The sequence below is a fragment of the Mesorhizobium sp. B1-1-6 genome (genome assembly GCF_006443035.1).
Lineage (GTDB): Bacteria > Pseudomonadota > Alphaproteobacteria > Rhizobiales > Rhizobiaceae > Mesorhizobium.
Window position 1 is genome coordinate 40,956 of the sequence record NZ_VFWR01000011.1, and the last position, 18,055, is coordinate 59,010.

The 18,055-nt window shown below is 60.9% G+C and carries 18 protein-coding genes; 16 read left to right on the forward strand and 2 right to left on the reverse strand.

Annotation, left to right across the window (positions count from 1 at the left end; translation table 11 throughout):
- Positions 1-59: 59 nt before the first annotated feature.
- The 12 genes from FJ979_RS21680 to FJ979_RS21735 all read left to right on the forward strand — a co-directional run bounded on the left by FJ979_RS21680 (position 60) and on the right by FJ979_RS21735 (position 15,241).
- Entirely contained in the window at positions 60-497 is a 438-nt protein-coding gene (locus tag FJ979_RS21680) for a hypothetical protein (protein ID WP_140583678.1), read from the forward strand.
- A complete protein-coding gene (locus FJ979_RS21685; RefSeq protein ID WP_140583679.1) occupies positions 437-862 on the forward strand; it encodes a hypothetical protein in 426 nt (141 codons plus the stop codon). The genes FJ979_RS21680 and FJ979_RS21685 overlap by 61 nt, the downstream gene beginning before the upstream one ends.
- Positions 855-4,715: a hypothetical protein gene (locus FJ979_RS21690; RefSeq protein ID WP_140583681.1), complete on the forward strand. Its 3,861-nt coding sequence runs from the start codon at positions 855-857 to the stop codon at positions 4,713-4,715. The genes FJ979_RS21685 and FJ979_RS21690 overlap by 8 nt, the downstream gene beginning before the upstream one ends.
- Positions 4,716-4,718: 3 nt before the next feature.
- Positions 4,719-5,474 carry a hypothetical protein gene (locus FJ979_RS21695; RefSeq protein ID WP_140583683.1) on the forward strand — a complete coding sequence of 252 codons (756 nt, stop codon included), beginning with the start codon at positions 4,719-4,721 and terminating at the stop codon, positions 5,472-5,474.
- Positions 5,475-5,477: 3 nt separating this feature from the next.
- Complete coding sequence (locus FJ979_RS21700) at positions 5,478-6,110, forward strand: hypothetical protein (protein ID WP_140583684.1); 633 nt, start codon at positions 5,478-5,480, stop codon at positions 6,108-6,110.
- 7 nt (positions 6,111-6,117) lie between these two features.
- Positions 6,118-6,525 (forward strand): hypothetical protein, encoded by a 408-nt coding sequence (locus FJ979_RS21705; protein WP_140583686.1) that lies wholly within the window; start codon positions 6,118-6,120, stop codon positions 6,523-6,525.
- Positions 6,510-8,795 (forward strand): hypothetical protein, encoded by a 2,286-nt coding sequence (locus FJ979_RS21710; protein ID WP_140583688.1) that lies wholly within the window; start codon positions 6,510-6,512, stop codon positions 8,793-8,795. Before FJ979_RS21705 ends, FJ979_RS21710 begins: the two co-directional genes overlap by 16 nt.
- Positions 8,796-8,871: 76 nt before the next feature.
- Positions 8,872-10,857 (forward strand): hypothetical protein, encoded by a 1,986-nt coding sequence (locus FJ979_RS21715; RefSeq protein WP_140583689.1) that lies wholly within the window; start codon positions 8,872-8,874, stop codon positions 10,855-10,857.
- 112 nt (positions 10,858-10,969) lie between these two features.
- Positions 10,970-12,202 carry a glycosyltransferase family 4 protein gene (locus FJ979_RS21720; protein WP_140583691.1) on the forward strand — a complete coding sequence of 411 codons (1,233 nt, stop codon included), beginning with the start codon at positions 10,970-10,972 and terminating at the stop codon, positions 12,200-12,202.
- Positions 12,199-13,773 carry a glycosyltransferase gene (locus FJ979_RS21725; protein ID WP_140583693.1) on the forward strand — a complete coding sequence of 525 codons (1,575 nt, stop codon included), beginning with the start codon at positions 12,199-12,201 and terminating at the stop codon, positions 13,771-13,773. Before FJ979_RS21720 ends, FJ979_RS21725 begins: the two co-directional genes overlap by 4 nt.
- A complete protein-coding gene (locus FJ979_RS21730; RefSeq protein WP_140583694.1) occupies positions 13,770-14,063 on the forward strand; it encodes a hypothetical protein in 294 nt (97 codons plus the stop codon). Before FJ979_RS21725 ends, FJ979_RS21730 begins: the two co-directional genes overlap by 4 nt.
- 29 nt (positions 14,064-14,092) lie before the next feature.
- The gene (locus tag FJ979_RS21735; protein WP_140583696.1) at positions 14,093-15,241 is read left to right on the forward strand and encodes an acyltransferase; all 1,149 of its coding nucleotides are present in this window, start codon (positions 14,093-14,095) and stop codon (positions 15,239-15,241) included.
- A gap of 15 nt (positions 15,242-15,256) precedes the next feature.
- On the opposite strand, the gene FJ979_RS32645 is transcribed toward FJ979_RS21735, so the two are convergent.
- On the reverse strand, positions 15,257-15,409 hold the full coding sequence (locus FJ979_RS32645) for a hypothetical protein (protein ID WP_181181810.1): 153 nt from the start codon (positions 15,407-15,409) through the stop codon (positions 15,257-15,259).
- Between the two features lie 13 nt (positions 15,410-15,422).
- Positions 15,423-15,641: a hypothetical protein gene (locus tag FJ979_RS21740; protein ID WP_140583697.1), complete on the reverse strand. Its 219-nt coding sequence runs from the start codon at positions 15,639-15,641 to the stop codon at positions 15,423-15,425.
- A 56-nt stretch (positions 15,642-15,697) separates the two neighbouring features.
- Between FJ979_RS21740 and FJ979_RS32650 the strand changes: the two genes are divergently transcribed.
- The 4 genes from FJ979_RS32650 (at position 15,698) to FJ979_RS21760 (ending at position 18,019) form a co-directional block, all read left to right on the forward strand.
- Entirely contained in the window at positions 15,698-16,882 is a 1,185-nt protein-coding gene (locus FJ979_RS32650; RefSeq protein WP_181181811.1) for an N-acetylmuramidase domain-containing protein, read from the forward strand.
- Positions 16,879-17,175, forward strand: coding sequence for a DUF6527 family protein (locus FJ979_RS21750; RefSeq protein ID WP_140583699.1), 297 nt, complete (start codon positions 16,879-16,881; stop codon positions 17,173-17,175). The genes FJ979_RS32650 and FJ979_RS21750 overlap by 4 nt, the downstream gene beginning before the upstream one ends.
- Entirely contained in the window at positions 17,175-17,474 is a 300-nt protein-coding gene (locus FJ979_RS21755; RefSeq protein ID WP_140583700.1) for a hypothetical protein, read from the forward strand. Before FJ979_RS21750 ends, FJ979_RS21755 begins: the two co-directional genes overlap by 1 nt.
- A gap of 149 nt (positions 17,475-17,623) precedes the next feature.
- Entirely contained in the window at positions 17,624-18,019 is a 396-nt protein-coding gene (locus tag FJ979_RS21760; protein ID WP_140583702.1) for a hypothetical protein, read from the forward strand.
- The last annotated feature ends 36 nt before the right edge of the window (positions 18,020-18,055 follow it).

An 18,055-nucleotide genomic window follows, 5' to 3' on the forward strand; every position in this document is an offset into this window, starting at 1 on the left:
GAAGGCGGGCGGCGCTGTCGGGGCGTCGCCCGTTTCCTCCCGACAAAGGATCCACCGACATGACCATCAAGCTAGGCAGCCTTGCTGCTGATCTCAAAAAAGAACGCGAGGGCGACTGGATCGAGCCCAGGGAATGGGGCGGTCTAAACCCGGAGAAGCCTTATGAGCAGACAGCGCTGCCGGGTCTGGCTTTCTTGGTGCGCTCGACAAACTATCCGCCCTACACAACGGCACGACAGGCCGCGCTGGAGGATCTGAAAAAGAACTATCCGGACGACAAGGTGCCGCCGGAGGTGCAGGCTCGGATTGAGGGAGAGCTATCGGTCCAGCATCTTCTGCTTGGCTGGAAAGGTCTCGATATCGAGTATTCAACCGAGTTCGCAGGCACGATTCTTGTCGCCGAGGAGCATCGCGTCATGCGCGGCATGATCTTCTGGTGTGCCGGCCAGGTCGGCAAAAAGAAGGTCGAATTCGTCGAGGCCGCCACAAAAAACTAACGGCGGCCTTCCGCTACGATCTGAAGCGGAAAGGCCTTGATACCTGGCTGCTGAAACTGGCGGCCCAGTATCCGAACGAATTCCCGCAATCGCAGCTGCCGTCGCGTCCCTCCGAAGCGAAAGCCGAGGCTTGGCACAGCTTCTACTGGCGAGCCTGGGAAGCGCTTCGGTTCGACCGCCAGTACGGCGCCTTCGGTGGTGAAAGCCCGATCAGCTTCGTCACCCTTGATACCTATGCGCGTCGCTACGGGATCGAGGGCGAAGCCTTCGAGAACTTCCATCGGTTCATGACTGCCATCGATACGGAATGGCTGCTCTATAGGGCAGAAAAAGACAAGGAAGAGGAGGCTGCACGAAATGAGTAACGTTCAGCTCTCCAGCCTTCGTGTCTCCGCCGATATGGACGCCGGCAAATACAAGGCCGGCGCCGACCAGAAAGTGGCGGCCGATGCGGCGATGGTGGCGTCGTCGCGCGCGGTCGGCGAGGCCATCGCACAGACCGACACGAAAATCAGTGCCTCCGGCAATGTGGTTTCCCTCCTCAGCCGAAAATACGTCGATGGCCAGAAGGAAGCACAAGCCTTCGAGCGGGACCTGCGCGGTCTCAACAAGCAGCTTGAGACCGGCAAGGTGTCCGTTGAGCAGGCCGCTACAATCCTTGTCGGCATGAACCAGAAGCTCGGCATCACAGCCGATCAGTCAGAGATCGCAGCAAGGGGCCAGGTGCAGCTTGCCGCGGCTGTGGGGGCCGCCAACGCCCAGATACAGGGGCAGACCGCCGCACTGACGCGGGCTTCGGCAGCCCATCAGGCGTTCATCGCCCAGGCCCGGGCTGACCAGCAGGCCGAGAACAGCCGGCAGAGCGGTGCCGCCAACCAGAGCCGGTTCAACAGCTTACTCGGCGTCCAGACCACGCCGTCATCCGGCGCGCGCTCGTCGGCATCGGTCTTCGAGGCTCAATTCGCGCAGATCGAGCAGATGGCGCAGTTGCGGGCTCAGCACGCCGGGGCACTGTTCGCCGACAATTTCAACTCCTCGCTCATGATGAATTCGGGGAAATCGGCGAGAGCCTCCGCATCGGTTTTCGAGGAGGCCGGACGCGAGGCCGACCAGATGGCGGCGAAAGTCGCCGCGCTGCGCGCCGAGCTGAACCCGCTTGGTGCCGCCCAGGACCGCGTCAACGCCGAACTCGCGGAATACTCCGCGTTGGCCGCAAAAGGAGCGATTTCCGCAGAAGAGCTGGCGCGCGCCCAGAACTTGGCCAAAGGACGTCTTGCCGCCAATCAGAACGGCCATGGCGCCGGCAACTTTGCCGCATTCAATTCAGGGCAGCAGCTGCAGGACATCGCCGTCACCGCCAGCATGGGCCAAGGTATCGGCACCATTGCGCTCCAGCAGGGTCTGCAACTCGGCACCGCCTGGCAGATGTCGATGGGGGAAAAGGGCGCGACCGGCGTCGTGAAGACACTCGCCGGCGGCATCACGAGTCTCTTCTCTCCTCTCAATCTTGCTGCAGTTGGCTTCACTGCGGTTCTCGCCGCCGGCATCCAGTTTGGATCTAAGCTTCTGCCGCAGGTGAAGTCGGTCGACGATGCGATTCAGGCTCAGAAGAAGTCGGTCACCGAATTGGGAGAAGCCTACGGTGTCACGGGGCTGAAGGCGGACGATTTTGGCAAAAAGTCCGTTATCGCAGCGGAAGCGGCGGCAAGGCGTGACACCGCTGCGCTGCGTCTGTCCGCTGCCGCGGCCGACAAGGCAGCGCTGTCGCAGCTCACAACCTTTGTTACCCCGGGTCGCAGCGCCGGCGGCTTCTTCGGTCCAACCGAACCTGAGTTCCGCGCCTTCGATTCTGCGATCCAGACGTTACGAAAAAGCAGCCATGATTTCGCGGCTTTCGAACAGTTCGAGAGGTCGGTCACTGGCGTCGTAGCCAACAATCCCGGCCTTCAAACTACAGGCGACAAAATCCTCGGCATCGTTGCGGCTGCCACCGAGGCGGCTAAGCAGCTGCAAAAGACCAACGAGATCATCAAGGACATCAATCGCGGCTCCGTGGGCGGTCCCGCCGCGATGGATCGCGCTCAACAGGCCGGCCGTGACGAATTGGAACGCCGCCGCCGCGTAGGGACAGATCCCTTCGCGACGATCCGGATTGACCCCGCCGCCGATCAAGCCGGCATCGCGCAGCGCCGCGAGGCAGCGGCGGCCCAGCTGCAAAGCCTGGTCGCTAAATCGCCAGCGGAAAAAGAGATGGCAGCACGCGCTGAAGCCGCGGCACAATACGTCAAGGGCGAAAGTGAGGTCGCTCGAGCAGACCGTATCGATCTCGCCGGCAAGATTGCGCTGGCCCAAGCAACGAACGCGCTGTCTGAGGCCCAGAAGGAGCGCGGCCGCTCACTCGAAAACACGCTGGCATCGGGCAAGCTCGATATCGACCTGATCGGCAAGACTACTGCGCAAGTCGAAGCCTTGCAAATGGCATTCCAGTTGGAGCAGCAGGTCCGCGACGAGGCCGCCCGAAACAATGTCGCCGTCGACCAGGCCGAACTGGCAGCCATAAAGGCCAAAGCGGCCGAATACGGCAAATTGCGCGCGCTGCAACAGGCTCGTGACACCATTTTCACCCAAAGCCAGGATATCGACCTGCAAAGGGCCGAACTCGGTCTCATCGGTCAGAACACGCTCGCGCACGACCGCGCCATCGCCAGCTTTAAGGCTGAGCAGCAAATCCGCCAGCTTGGCATCCCGCTCTATGGTGCCGAGGCCGAAGCCATCCGCAAAAACACCGCCGAGCTGGCGGCGATGGCGGAAGCCTCCGCAAAGGCGAAGCTAGCGCAAGACCTGATGTTTGAACGCGACCAGCTCGGCCGCACCTCGCAGGAGCAGGACATCGCGTCCCGTCTGCGCGGCGCCGGCTTGCCCGTCGATCTCAACTCGCCCGAAGCGCAGCGGATGCGTTCCAACCAGGTGCTCTCCGACAACAAGGAGATGGCAACCGGCTTCCTCAACGACTTCAAGAGCGAGCTTCTCAATAGCGGCGGCAACATCGGCAAAGCGCTTGGAACCTCGATCCTTAACGCCCTGACGCATTCGATGGATAAGCAGTGGGAAGCCATCTTCGACAGGCTCGGCACCGCCTTTGCCAACTGGATGAGTGGCGGCAAGGGCGCCGGCGGCGCACTCGGTGCGGGGTCGAGCATCGTCGGTGCCGTGCTCGGTGGTGCCAACGATAACTATGCGCCTGGCGCCGTCACGCGCGCGCCGCTGGGCGCGATCGGCGGCAGCATGGCGCAATATGCCGCCGCGATCCGCTCGATCGAGAGCGCCGGCAGCGGTGGATATTCAGCGCTGGGGCCAGTCCTGAAGAACGGCAACCAGGCGCTCGGCGCCTATCAGGTCATGAAGAGCAACCTGCCGTCGTGGTCGCAGGATGCCCTTGGCAAGACCCTGTCGCCGAGCCAGTTCCTCGCCGACTCCGGCGCGCAGGACGCGATCTTCGCGAAGCAGTTCGGCAAATACCTGTCGAAGTACGGAAATCCGCAAGATGCGGCATCAGCCTGGTTCACCGGCCGGCCGCTATCGAGCGGCGCCGGTGCCAAGGATGTCCTCGGCACCACCGGATCCGTCTATGTCGACAAATTCAACGCCGCGGTGGACAAGGCCGCCGGAAGCCTTGGTGGCCTGGATAGCAGCGTCACCAACACAGTGCAGGCGCTCGCCGGCGGGATTGGCGGCAAAGGCGGTCTCGCCTCCATCCTGGACGGCCTGAAGCCTTCGAATTTCCAGGCCAACACGACGCTGTCGGACATTCTGGGATATTCGGGAGGCGGCGCCGCGGCACCTAGCGGCGGTGGCGGTGGCTTCCTAAGCTCGATCTTCAGCTTCATCCCGAAGTTGTTCGGTTTCGCCGATGGCACCGAATCGGCACCAGAGGGCTGGGCATGGGTTGGCGAGCGCGGTCCGGAACTCCGCAGGCTTCGCGCCGGCGACACCATCCGCAGCAATGCGAGGTCGATGCAGATGGCCTCTGCCGGCAACTCGAACAGGCAGCAGCCCAACGTCGAGCTGCACGTCCACGTCAACGGCGCCAGCGGCGATGACCATATCCGTACGCTGTCCAAGCAAGGCGCCCAAGAGGCGATCGGCGAGTATCATCAGGGCCAGGTGAATGGTGGGTTCGGTGACACGCAGCGCCGCTACACTTCGCAGAAGGGGTGAGGCATGGGGTACATAAATCTCCCCACGCTCGATATCGACTTTCTTCGGCCATCCAAGATGTCCTTCGACACCAAAGGCGGCGGCCTGGAAGGCGGCCGCAACGGGCTGGGCGAATCGATCACGATCGAAACCAGCGGCGGCGGTGTCCTCATCGGCTCCTACGAGGAGTGCTTCGTACAGGCCAGAGAATCGCACGAATACATCAACTGGGTGGCGGCCCGCATGAACAGCTCGGTCCGGTTCATGAACGTGCCGATCAAATCAGATTGGATGGGGCCTTTCCCGGTCGATACGAGGAGCATCCCGCGGCCGATCATCGACGGCATCCCGCATTCGGATACCTCGCTGTTTTCCGACGGCGCCGGCTACAGCCAATTCTCCGTATTCGGCACTATGGGGGCCGACGCGGCTCTCAACGCGGGGCAGATCACGCTCAACCTGTATGGCGCCGAGCGCAACCTGCGTTGGTCGGACTGGTTCTCGATCTATCATCCAATCAAGGGCTGGCGGGCCTATCGCTACTGGGAGACCACCGACCCGGTTCCGATTACCGAAACGGTTGAGGGTGTCGTCTACACCGGTTCGCAATACGTGCTGTCGCTCGACAGGCCGTTGCGGGAAGCGGTACCGGCGGGGACCCGCATCGAGTTTGCGAGGCCGCGCTGCGTCATGAAATTCCCGTCAGGTTTCACCCTGCCGTGGGATGCACAAGGGTTCTGGCAGTCTTCGCCGACCATCCAATTCGTCGAAGGTTTCTAATCGATGGCCTGGCAGGATCTGATTGGCTCCTACAGCCTCGAGTATGTGCCGCAATCGGTGCTCGATCGCATGGCGTCGAGCCATATCCTGGGGATCTTCTTCCGGCTCGACAGCGATCCCGGCCTGCATATCTGGGCAGGCGTCAACGACATTCCGGCCGGCTTCGACAGCCTCGACGAGGATGGCACCGTCTATCTCGGCGGCGGCAGGCTGCTCAACATCCCGACGCTCGAGGTGCTCGTCAACGGCCAGAGCTCCAGCGTGGAGTTCGGGATTTCGGGCATCGACCCGGATACCGCAGCCAATGTTCTTGACACCATGCCCGACATCCGCGGCAAGGATTTGAAGATCGGCTTCACCACGCTGGATGACTATTACCAGCCGACGACGCCGATCATCGCGCTCTGGACCGGAACGGCGTCGCATCCCACCGAATCCATGCCGCCAGTCTCAGGCACGGACAACCCGACCACGACCCTGACGCTTGCCGTGGTTTCCGGGTCGAACACCAGGTCGCGCGCCTCGCTGGTGCTTTGGTCGGGACCACACCAGAAGGCGATGTATCCGACCGACAAGTTCTGCGATGGCACCGCGCGTCTGGCGCGAGGCGTCGCACCGGCCTGGCCGAACTACTGAGGCACCAATGACGCTGGAACAGTATATCCGGCTGCCGCACCGCTGGCAGTGGGGGTTCACCGACTGCACGCTGTTCGCGGCCGACTGGGTGGTCGAGGCGACTGGCAAGGACCCGGGCGCCGATCTGCGCGGCACCTATTTCGACGCCGATGGTGCGGAAGCCATCCTGCGGGCCGCTGGCGGGTGCGAAGCCCTTGTCGGGGCAAAGCTCGGTGCCCTCGGCTTCCAGCGCGTCCAGCAGCCGCAGGACGGCGATATCGGCATCATCAGCACCATGACCGGATTCGACGCCGGCGGTGTCGCCATCAAGGACATCCCGGCGATCAGGTTCGGCCCGCTCTGGGCGGTGATGTCGGCGCGCGGGGCGATGGTGAAGCATCTAGACTGGACCGGCGTGGCATGGCGCATAGCGTGAACCCGTTCGACGATGCCTTGCGCCAGGCGCTGGCCAAGGTTTCGCGAGCGCGCACCTATAATCCCGTCATCGGCGCTTTCGAGACAGCGTCGACGCAGGAGATCATCGCAGAGGGCTGGCACGGCACATATCGCTGGCCTGTCCGCAAGGATCCGATCTTCACGCCGATCTTCACCGCCATTCTTGGCTCTGGCGGGTTCACGCTTTTCGGCACGACTGTCTCCTATGCGGCGATCGCCTCGGCTATTGCCACCACGGCGATCGTCGCCGGCGTGCAGTACCTGCTGACACCCAAACCGCCGAAGCCGGAGGACGGCCGGGCGCCACTGACGCAGCCGATCCCGTATAGGTTCTGGGGGGTCGGCGAGGCCAGGCTTGCCGGCGCAATGATGCTTTGGGAAGCGGTCGACAACCGGATGTATTCGGTGCAGGCCATCGTCGGCCATCGGATCAATGCCTACACCGGCTACTACCTGAATGACGACAAGGTCGAGCTCGACGGCGACACCGTCATCAGTCCTGACGGCGACAGATACGCTAGTGCCGATCCGGTGCGCATTTACCGGCGCCTGGGGCTGACACCGGAAACCGCGATCGCCGAGATCGTCGCCGATCTTGGCGCCGAAGGCGTTTGGACGTCGGATCATCGCGGCGACGGCCAGGCGTCGGTCGGCATGACATGCCGCGCGCCTGGTGCAGAAAACTTCCAGAAGCGCTATCCGTACGGCAAGCCTGCTCTGTCAGTCGTCGCCGAGCTTGCGCTGTGCTGGGATTTCCGCGATCCGGCGCAGGACCCGGAAAACCCGGAGACATGGCTCTTCACCAAGAATTCGGCCCTGGTTTTGGCCTGGCATGAATGTTTCAATCCGTTCGGCACCAAGCGAGATTTTCGCAAGGCGCTGCTTCCGGTTCTCGACATGTGGCAGGAAGAGGCCGACGTCTGCGATGAGGACGTGCCCCGGGCCGCTGGCGGCACGGAGAAGCGCTATGAGTGCGGCGGCTTCGATACCACTGACCATGATCCGAAAAGCGGCACAAATGCCATCCTCGCCTCCTGCGACGGCTGGATGTGCGAGCGCGGCGATGGCGCGCTGCTATTCGTCGCCGGCAAGTTCAGGGAAAAGTATGTCGCCACGCTGACTGATGCCGATATCGTGGGCCACACCGTGCAGCACGATGTCCTGTTTGAGGAAGAGGTCAATCAGTTCATCCCGAAATTCACCTATCCGGCCACGGATTTCACGACGACCGACACCGACTTTTTCGAAGATACGCCGGCACAGATCGAGGCCGGTCGCGTCTTGCCACAAGACGGCAACTATATCTGGGTGCAGCAATGGCGGCAGGCTCGCCGACTCGGCAAGCGGGAGTTCGCGCGTCTGCGGGAGAAGAAGCGCGGCACGTTCGACGTCCGCTTCACCGGCATCAACGCCGTTTACGCGCCATGGGTCAGGCTGGCGACACCGCGGCGGCTGCCTTCGATGGATGGCAAGCTGATCGCCAACCGCCGGTCGGCCCTGTCGGTCTCGCGCGGCGGTTTTCAGATGACATGGATCAAGATGCCGGGTTCCGGACCGGAGATCGACGACTGGAACCCGGCGGTCGATGAAGGGGCTGCGCCACCCGTGCCGGCGAAGCCGGTTTCGGACGGCATCCCGAAGCCGATCATCGATACCGCGGCGGCAATATCCGGCAGCGGGACCGTCTACATCCGCCTCGCCTTGGTTGATCCGAACCGAAGTGATCTCACGCCGGCCCTGCGCTATCGCGTCGCCGATGTGGGCGGCGGTGTTCCTGGGGCCTGGATCGAGCAGAAATTCCCCGGGATCGCACCGGATGCCGGTCTCATCGTGCTGAACACCAATCCGGTTCCCGCCGACACATCGATCAACATCGAGGCCGTCTATATCGGGTCGAACGGCAGCTATGGCGATTACTCCGATAGCGAAACGGTGGTCTCCACCGTCGACAACACACCGCCGGCCGCCGTTTCGGGTGTGGTCGCCACTGGCGGCGTCGGCCAGGTTGCCTTGACCTGGAATACCCCGAACTCCGGCAATTATGTCGCCACCAACATCCGTCGAAACACCGTCAATAACGAAGGCGCCGCAACCGTGGTCCGCACCGAATATGGCGCGCCGTCGTCGTCCGATGCCTGGACCAATACCCCGCTCGCCGCCGGCACATATTACTACTGGCTGCGCTCGGTGAACGGCTCTGGCGTGGAAAGCACGTCCAGCGTCGCCACCGGCCCGAAAGTCGTCACCTAACCCCCGGCCCATCTACCCGTTTCCACGAATTTCACCCTTGCCGTTCCGGTGGGGTCTCCAGCCCTGGAGCTTTCGCATGCCCGAACTGATGAATACGATCATGGCCGATGGGCCGTCCTCCAATCCGTCTCAGCCGGTCAAGGCGCTGTTGCGGGCATGGGGTACCTGGGTCGAGAGCATCATCACCGCCTTCCTGTCGAATGGCGGTTTGATCTATGACACCAAGGCGCACATGGATGCCGATCTCGCCCACGGCGCCAATTCGTCGGCATGGGTGGTGGGTGATGCGACGGTCGCCAACAACGGCATCTATCGCAAGCTCGGCGCCTCCGGGGTGGGGTCCTGGACTCGCGTTGCTGACCTGCCCTACAGCTTCATCGCGGCGACCGATGCCGGGGCCGGCACGGCTAACGCGATCGTGGCGACAACAAGCATTCCGTTGCCATCGGCGAACGGTGCGGCGCTCATCTCGCTCAACATCTTCGAGAACAACACCGGACCTGCGACCGTATCCTTCAACGGTGGCGCCGCGCTGGCCATCAAGACCAATGCCGGCAATGACGTGCAGGCCAACTATCTGGTGGCCGGCATGATCGTTGCCGGCTACGTGTCCGGCTCGACATTCCGGCTCATCTCGGAAATCGGCACCGCGGCAGATCGGGCCGCCGCTGAAGCTGCTGCTGCCGCTGCCGCTGCGTCTGCGGCGAGCATCAACCTGCCAGCGATTTCAGTGGCGGATGCCGGCAAGACGCTTTTCATCAATGCAGCCGGCGATGGCTATGACGTGGACGAGATCAACGCAGATCGCGTCACACAGACTTCCACCGATGAACTCCGCATCACGATCGGCAATCTGGCGTATCCTGCCAAATATGGAACGTACGATCCTACAGGCGTGGCGCTCAGCACGGCAGCTTTACAAGCAGCGGTGAACAGCAAGAAATATGTTGAGGTGGGTGAAGGCACCTTCAAGATCGACGCCACCATCGCCTTGCGCAGCGGCTCCAAGCTCATCGGCTATGGTCGTGGTACAAGCAAGATCAACATCGCCTCCACGACGCTGCCCGCGATAACCCTTCCTTCAGCCGGCATCGAAATCGACATCAAGGACCTGTCGATCACACGAACCGGCACGCCGGTCGCCGGGGCCCATGGCATCCTATGTGTTGATGCCGTCAGCCTATGCAAGCTGAACAACCTCTATGTGCAGGGCCACTATAATGGGCTCCACTTGCGGACCACCGGCTACTCCGAGGCGGCGGATATCATCACCACGAACAATCTGAACAACGGCCTCTATATGCAGAATACAGCCGGCCAGAATGCCATTCAGTGGTATCTGGACCGCATCCTGGCGCAGGTTAACGGCAACCATGGCCTCTATGCTGAGGCGCTCAATGGGGGCGGGACACAGGTTGCGCTCGGGGATTGGGCAAACATCCGATCTTTTGCCAATAGCGGCGCTGGCGTCGCCGTAAAGGGATACGTTGGGGCAGAGGTTAATGCACTTCGTCTCCGTGGTGGCTTCCTCGGGGAAGATGGCCTCGCTTGCATATTCCTGGATAGCCGGGGCTTCGGCCACAAGATCGAGAACATGTTCCTCGAAATCGCAGGTACTCGCACCACCGGACCAAACCTTACAACACCTGCGACAGGCACGGCGCCGGGAATTCAGATAAATGTCAATGAACAAGACGTGAAAGTCGCGGACTGCTATGTTTCAGGGAACTCCGCGCATGGCATCGTATCGAACGTTACGACATTGCTCCGGGTTGCGACCACCACGTTCAAGTCCAATACGGGGTTCGGCGTCGTTGCGGCCGACGGTGCGAAATACGCCGAGACTGGCTGCGATTTCATTACCAACACGACGGGCGCTCGGTCTTTCACGGCCAATAGTCAATCGGCGCTCATCGTCGGCAGCACCCCGGCCACCACTAGCCCGACGCAAATCCCAGGCGGCGTCGCTGTCGGTGCGCCTACCGGTGGGACGCCGTCCGCCGGACTGATAAACGTGTCAGCCGGGTTGCTGAAAAACAACACTGCCTACACGAACCCATAGGGAGCGATGGCCGTCTGTGGTTCGTGGCGTCGTTGCCCACAGCAAAAGGTTGTGTGTTCAATCTTCCTCGCGCTATAGAGCCACATCATCTTAGGGGGCGAGACGGCAGACATTGCTCAAGCACATCACGATCTTTCTGCCGATCCCGTATCGGGGCGGCTCTCTGCGTGTCACCAAAACCATTGCGCGCATGATCAGCAAAGGCAGCCAACATGCCGGGACGCCGTGCCGCGTCAGAGTGGCGGTGCTGGCGGGAGAATATGACCTAGACGCTGCGTTCGCCGATCTCGCAGACGACGGCATTGAGGTTCGAGAGTTCTCGTGGCGAACAATCCCGCGAAAAGAAGCGGAAGCAATTAAGCGCAATCAGAATGAAAGCGCCGTTTTAGAGTTCGATCAATACCAACTTCCAGAAGACGGTATCGACAATTTCTGCGATTCCGATTGCTGGTTTGTCGTTTCAGATCGTCTGGCGCTGCCGCTGGCGCCTGTGAAGCCTTACCTCGTGTTCGCGACCGACTACATACAGCGTTATTTTCCAGGCATTTTTCCGAAGTCGGGGTGGGGGAAGATTGATCATTCGTTTCTTCAAGCCGCTCGCCTTGCCACCGCAGTGATCGCCACAACTCCCCAAACAATGCAGGATGCCATTACATATGCTGGCGTTCCGGCTTCGAAGGTGCATCTGGCGCCGATGGATTTCGACCCGACTTGGATGTCGGTTGTGCACTCCGCCCAGGAACCAAAACGGCCGTACATTGTTTGGCCGACCAATCCAGCGCAGCACAAAAACCATGTCAGAGCATTTGACGCGCTGGTCCGCTACTACGAGGAACTGGAAGGTGCTCTGGATGTCAAAATCCTAGGTCCGAACAGCCGATGGCTTGACCCTAAATTTGGCGTCAATCCCCAGGTGATGGCTATAGACTATGTCAGAGATCTCCGAACCAAAATCGCAGATTCGCAGGTCATCAGAAAACATGTGCAATTCCTCGGGGAGCTATCCGACGACCGTTATGCGGCTACGCTGTCTGGAGCCGCATTCCTGTGGCACCCAACGCTGATCGATAATGGAACGTTTGTCGTTGCCGAGGCTGCATGGTGTGGTTGCCCGTCTCTAGCAAGCGGCTATCCGCAGATGCGATACATCGGCGAGAGGTTTGCTATCCCAATGGAGTTTTTCAATGCGTCTTCAGTACAGGCTATGGCGAACGCTCTAAAATATATGGAGAGCAAGGCCGATGAAATCAGGCAGAGTCTCCCGAGCCGAGAGTCTCTTGCAAGGCATTCCTGGCAAAACTACGCCTCCGAATATTGGGACATACTTCACAGGATTTTCGCGTGAAAAGGCTTGGTGTTTTCCTTGGCTTCACTCCCAAGCAACTCGCTCCACATGAAGGGATATCAAGGCTAATTGCCTTCATTGTGAAAGGTGCGGTTCAGTCGAAAGGCATTTCAGTCACGATCGCGGGTCCGTCTTGGTTGAAGGGCGAGATCATCGCGTTGCTGGAAGACGCAGGGATCGACCGCAAGAGCGTTGACATCGTCACCACCGCGAGCGAGCCCTACATTGTTAAGATCTGGCGGTTATGGGCGTACCTCCGAGCGTCACCTGATAAACCACGGCCGCGGCGGTTTCGACTTAAGCGCCTCTTGAAGAAATCGCTTTATCTAGTGGTATCGTGGCTCTCCACGACATCAACTGTCTTGTTCGTCCTGGGCGCTTTTCTTCTGGCAGCTTTGGCTATCGCATTCGCTGTACCTGGCATTGTCGTCGCCTTGTCTTTGGCGGCGGTTTTTCTGGCAAAGCGAGGCAGTGGGCGCGTCATGCGCCATCCGCTCGCCTACCGATTATTGCGGAAATATCGGGCGACAAAGAAGAGAGCGATAGTGGCCATGGGCATCGTCGACCGTGTCCGCGAGGCGGAGCTATCGCGATTGATACGCAAACTGAATCGTCGCAAAGGCATCGATGTCTGGTATGTGCCCTCGATGTTTTGGCCCGAGGTTGCTGCGCTTGACGGCAGGGTGGTTATGGCGGCGCCCGATATTGTCTTCTACGAGCACCCAGCTCAGTACACCGGGGAGGACTTTGAGGGTTCCCTTGAGCGAATTACTGCGAGCTTGGCGGCGGCCGATCATCTGATCAGCTATAGCGACTACGTGAAGCAGCATCACATCGTAGAACAACAAGGCATCCCAGCCGACAGGGTATCAGTAATACGCCATGGAATCATCGATACGCGCGACATTGAGGGGGACAAGGGGAGCAAAGAAGGAGCTCTCGATGTGCTTCACGGCTACCTAGATGAAAAAAAGAACGTCCTGCCAGAATATTTGGACGGTTTTCGGTTCGACGATGTGCCCTTCCTGTTCTATTCCTCGCAGGTGAGGCCTCACAAAAACATTGAGGGTCTGGTCGCCGCGTATGAGAAAATCCTTCGGGAGCACTATCGCCCTATCAAACTTGTACTCACTGCCAAAATCGCTGGGAATGAGCGCATCAGAGACTTCATTGCGGATCGTGGGTTGCAGCGGGACGTCATCTCGCTTCCTTCGGTGCCAAACCCCGTGCTGGCAGCGCTGTATCGGCTAGCTGCATTGTCGGTGACTCCAACCATGTTCGAAGGTGGCTTCCCGTTCACGTTCTCTGAGGCTTACTCGGTGGGTACACCCTCCGTCATGAGCCGGATACCAGCGGTGAGCGAAGTCATCCTTGACGAGAAGCTGCTCGATCTCATGACCTTTGACCCGCGCAATCGGAAGGATATGCTGAGCAAGATATTGTGGGGTCTGGACAACAGGGAAGCACTTTTTCAGGCGCAGCGCCCGCTATTTGAAATCCTCTCAGCTCGAACCTGGTCGAAGGTGGCCGACGAGTATTTGGACCTGATGCGGTCTGTCGAGGCAACATGAAGGGCAGCGACAAAGCGCCCGAGAACGACGAGATCAAGGCAGCGCTAGCCGCGCACCATCAGCAGATGGTCAGTATGCAGGCGGAATTGATGGCCATTCAGCTAGTCATGACCGGCCTGCTGAGCGAGCTGAAAAAGCGGCAAGATGGAAAACAGGCCATTTCCGCTGCATTCGACTTTGCCGCCGATGTCGCCGTTGCGGCTGCAAGCGGCCCGCAGAAACCCGTCACCCAGAAAAATGCGCTCGCGCTGAAAATGCTGGATCACTGGCGAAAGATGTTCCAAGCTTAGCAAGCAGTGTTTACGGCAATGAGGCTATCATGGACCAGACTACATCGCGGGTCGACTTCGCAAACACGTTGCGAGGCATTGCGGCCGTCTGTGTCCTAATAGCGCATTATACCTACAATTTCTGGACGTTGCGCGAAGCTGTCGCAAGCCTGGCCCACGCGCCAGTGCTGCCGGAGCACTTTGCATTTCCGATGTACCTGCGCTGGCTTCATGAGACAATTCCACAGTTCAATTGGGGTGCATTCGGCGTATCAGTCTTCTTTCTGGTGAGTGGCTTCGTCATCCCCTTTTCGCTTCGCAACATGACCTGGCAGGGATTTCTCGTCGGGCGCCTTTTTCGAATCATCCCGCTCTACATGGCCGGGTTTTCGATAACCATTCTTTCGATCTGGCTGGTCGGGCGATATTTCGGTGTTCAATGGCCGTTCAGCATCAGCGGAATCGCCATTCTGTATCTGCCAGGGCTTCGTGAGTTCTTCGGGATGCCGAGCATCGACGGGATCGTCTGGACGCTAGAGATCGAGATCAAATTCTATCTGGTCTGCGCTCTTGGCATTGCGCTGTTTCGGCGTGGCTCGATCTGGGTGTTTGCGATCCCAGCGGCGCTTGCGGCGTGTGAGTTCTACATGATCAGCAGTGGCTTCGGGCAGACCGCGATCCTGCCCATTCCATTCCTAATCTTCATGTTCATCGGCGTTGTTTTCCACTATCTGCACGTTGGTGCGCTCACCGCCGAACGGGCATTATTTCTCAATGCAAGTTTGTTCTTCGGGTTCTCGATCCTGCTCGGGCAGGCGATGCCCGGCCTTGCTTCGATGGCGTGGACCTATGGTTTCGCTGTGTTGGTTTTCGCCTTTGCCGCCAGCTTCCCGCAACTTTTCCAACGGACCCGTATCGGCAATTTCTTCGCCGACATCAGCTATCCGCTCTATGTGATTCATGGCGTCGCCGGCTATGCCGGCCTGCGGGTCTTGATCGATCTTGGCGTAAAGGCGTGGCTGAGCCTGATCATCATCACGGCCGGCGCAACCGGATTGGCGTGGGTGCTCCATGTAGTTGTTGAGACGCCCAGCCATAATCTCGGCAAGCGCCTGGCCGCGCATTTGCGCCTGCCGATCGTTTCGCAGTTGCCAGACATCGAGCCGGTTCCCGCCAGTGCTCTTCCTGCTGCTGCTTAATTTGGCTTGCGCGCTTCAGTACCCCAATAGGTGTCTCAATCCCACGATCGGCAGGTAGGCCGTCCAGACCAGGCAGACCAGGATGGCGGTAACGACGCCCGTGGCGGGCGCCCATTCCTGCCATAGTTTCAGCAGCCGGCCGCTCCAGACTTCCAGTTGAGTTTCCATCGCTATCCAGCCTTCAGTTCGGCCTGCGCAGCGCGTTGAGAACGACGGCGGCGTCGTTGTAATCGCCGCTCGTCAGCACTTCCCATAGGCCGTCGACCAGCATCAGACGCCCGCCGTCATAGGTGTGGATTTCGCCGGCTGACGCGGCGACGTCTTCGCGCATGACCTGCCGTAGCTCCAGCCACGGTTTCGGCAGCGATACCCAATCCCCTCGGGGTTCGTCGTATTTCATCCCCCTGGCCCTCCCGGGGCCGACAATAGCCAATCATCATCCCGAAAGGAAACCCCATGGACACCTTGTTCAAGGGCGCGGCCGTGCGCCTGAAAGACATCGACATTCCGCGCATCGGCGCCGAGATCGGCGTGGGCGAGGACGAGCTGCACGCGTTCATGGATGTCGAGGCGGCCGGATCCGGCTTCGACGGCGCCGGCCGGCCCAAGATGCTGTTCGAGCCGCACGTCTTCTATCGGCTGCTTGGCAAGGGCGCGAAGCGCGACGCCGCGGTGAAGGCCGGCCTTGCTTACCCAAAATGGGGCATGAAGCCATATCCGAAGGACAGCTATCCGCGCCTGGTCAAGGCGATGGCGGTCGACGAGGCGACAGCGCTGATGGCGGCATCCTGGGGCCTGACCCAGATCCTCGGTGAAAACCACCGCGACGCCGGCTACACCTCGCCGCAGGCGCTGGTGACGGCCTTCATGGCGTCGGAAGCCAATCACCTCGAGGCGACGGTGCGGCTGCTCGTCGCCTGGAAGGTCGACGACGATCTGCGCGCGCACCGCTGGCCGGTTATCGCCCGCACCTGGAACGGGCCGGGCTACAAGCAGAACCTCTACGATACGAAGATGGCCGCCGCCTTCGCCAAATGGCAGAAGATCAGGGACACGCCGTTTGCGCCTTCGGCTGCGGTTGGTCCGGCAGTTGCAGCCCTTTCGGCGACGATCGACACGGCTGCCTCTGCCGACAAGGACACGATCGAGCGCGTGCAGCTGCAGCTAAAAGGTCTCGGCTATACCGAGGTCGGCAGCGTTGACGGCAAGGTCGGCACCATGACCGCCACCGCCATTCGCGCCTTCCGCGCCGAAAACGGCTTGCCGGCCGCCGACGTCATTGATGACGAGCTGCTGCTGGCCCTCCAGAAGGCGAAGCCGCGCCAGATCGCGCCGGAGCGCAGCAACGCTCCGGCTGACGTGGTGCGCGACAAGGTGCCGGAAGTGAAGGCCAACTGGCTGTCCAAGGTAGGAGGCTACATCTTCGGCATTCCGGCGGCGATCGGGGCGCTGGTCAAGCCGACGCTCGACAACATTCCGGCCGCCAAGGAATACATCGACCCGCTGACCTCGATCGCCAGCGACGTGCCTGGCTGGGTGTGGCTCGCCGGCGTTGCCGGCATTGCCGGCGCCCTGGTGCTGGTCGCGCGTCATGGCGAGCAGAAGGGCGTCGAGGCGTTCCAGACGGGGGCGCGGCGATGAGCGAGGTAAGGACGCAGCCGGTTGTCGCCCAACTGGTCGACACCATCATCGACGGCCCTGCCGGCAGCATCAAGTTCTATGACGCCGAGGGCCACTCGCCATCGGGCTTCCACTTCCAATGTCCTTGCGGATGCGGCGACATCGGCGCGGTGAAGTTGGCTGGCGCTGGCGCTTGGACGTTCTGGAACGGCTCCCGCGACAAACCGACCGTCAGGGAATCGGTGGCTCTCACGACGAATGGCGGGCCGCATTGGCATGGCTATCTCACCGATGGCGTCTGGGAGAGTTGCTGATGCTCGAGCTCCTCACCGTTGCACTGAAGAACTGGAAGCTGATCGCGCTCGGCGCGCTCATTGCCGCGGTGCCCGCAAGCTACCTGGTCGGGCACTGGAAGGGCGATTCCCAGGGTTATAGCCGCCGCGTCGCGGAAGTCGCGGCGGCGGATGTCAAAGCCGAACTCGAAAGGAAGGGCGACAATGCGAAGCTCGCTGGTATGTCTGACTATGATCTTTGCGTTTCTGGCCTGCGCGGGAGCGGCATGCCAGTCGACGCCTGCGACCAGCTGCGCGGGGTTCCTCAAAGCAAGCCTTAGCCCGGCCGGCACGGTGGCGCTGATCGGCGCCGACCGGCCTGGTTACGAGCGCGTGCTGGGCAACGACCGCAACGGCCAGCGCCGCGGCTGCTGGAAATAACGACAACAGTGCATCAAGGGGCTTGGGAACGTTGAGCGAGGATAACCAGATGCCGAACACTTCGGAGAAGATTGCAGACAACGTCCTTCTTCTTGCAATAGCGCGCGTATCGATGGCGCTCGCGATGCCGACGCTCGGTCTCATCGTCTTTTTCGGATCGCAATGGCTGGACGGGCGTATAGACGCCGTCACCAAGACGGCCAATCAGGCGAACGTTGCGGCCGACAAGGCCAACGATGTCGCCGCCAAAGTGAATGACCGGCTGATCGCGGTCGAGACAAAGCAGGTGCAGGACATGGCCGCCAACGAGCGTTTCCAGAACGGGACGCTGACCAGGCTGGACCGGGTGCAGGATAGCATTGTCGGCCTCTCAAACGCCGTTGCGGCGCTTACCGCCACGCTCCAGGCTGTGGCGGAGGAGCGCGCCAGGAGCAAGCCGCCGTAGCGCCCGACCATTTTCCCGACGCCAGCAATATGATCG